Origin of the sequence: Okeania sp. SIO3I5 (assembly GCF_010672085.1) — a bacterium.
In the GTDB taxonomy this organism is placed as follows: Bacteria; Cyanobacteriota; Cyanobacteriia; order Cyanobacteriales; family Microcoleaceae; genus Trichodesmium.
Map to the genome: position 1 here is coordinate 1 of NZ_JAAHHT010000561.1, position 1,004 is coordinate 1,004.

Genomic DNA, 1,004 nt, shown 5'->3' on the forward strand with positions numbered 1-1,004 from the left:
AAAAATGGAGGAGTCAGGAGGTAGGGACGTTCGCATTTTTGTTATGCAACGTCCGTACAGGAGTCAGGAGGGTTTCTTCCAGTTGTGACTTAACTCTATACACAAACGATGCTACCGGACATGATATTACCTCTCCCTTTTAGCGAGATGATTGACTCAAAGGAAAAAATTTATTTCTCTTGGTCGATTGGATATGCCGAGGTATCCTCGGCATCCCATCCTTCGGAATGCTCCGCTTGCCGACCGCTTTTTCCCCTTTTAAGGGGAGACTAACAAAGCTGAATTATTTAATTATTTAATTATTAATTATTCGGTAAAGTTAGATAGACTATTACAAACAGTTTCTCAGCAAATATTTTTGGATATATGCCTATTTATTTTGGTAGTCCTGCATTGTAATGGTGAAAATATATATTTTTTAATTTCTTCCCACACGGACCACACGGACCACACGGACCACACGGACCACACGGACCACACTCTCTCTACCATTACTCAGCACCACCACCTTTATTTTTATGGTACTCGCTCACAACCTTATGGTTGTTTCTCTAATTTTTCCCGGCATGGTTTTGAACTTGAAGGATATTGCTGGGTAACGAACGAGCATTATTTTTAAGCTCAGAAATTTGCTACGACAGATCCTCTGTGGTTTAACAAAATTCGGGAGGTAAAAACTCCAAAGGAAGCAGCAAAAATGGGGCGCTGCAGGAAATATCCACTGCGAACTGATTGGGAAAAGGTTAAAGATGAAATTATGGAGCGAGGTGTATTGAAAAAATTTGAAACTCATGCCGATATTCGTGAAATTTTACTGTCAACGGATGATGAGTTAATTGTCGAGAATTCTCCTAGCGATTATTATTGGGGTTGTGGCAAAGATCGTACGGGCAAAAATAAATTAGGACTGATTTTAATGACAGTTCGTGAAAAATTGCGCGTTCCCTACTCAAATGAATAAATCAAAATCTAAGCTAGACACATATTCGGGCATGGATAATATT

The 1,004-nt window shown here is 39.4% G+C and carries 1 protein-coding gene and 1 pseudogene; one reads left to right on the forward strand and one right to left on the reverse strand.

Features of this window, described 5'->3' with window-relative positions:
• Window positions 1-345: 345 nt before the first annotated feature.
• Window positions 346-492 carry a hypothetical protein gene (locus tag F6K40_RS40550; RefSeq protein ID WP_293146086.1) on the reverse strand — a complete coding sequence of 49 codons (147 nt, stop codon included), beginning with the start codon at window positions 490-492 and terminating at the stop codon, window positions 346-348.
• Here F6K40_RS40550 and F6K40_RS40555 point away from each other — a divergent pair.
• Window positions 491-961 (forward strand): annotated as a pseudogene (locus tag F6K40_RS40555) (NADAR family protein). The gene F6K40_RS40550 and the pseudogene F6K40_RS40555 sit on opposite strands and share 2 nt — an antisense overlap.
• Window positions 962-1,004 lie beyond the last annotated feature (43 nt).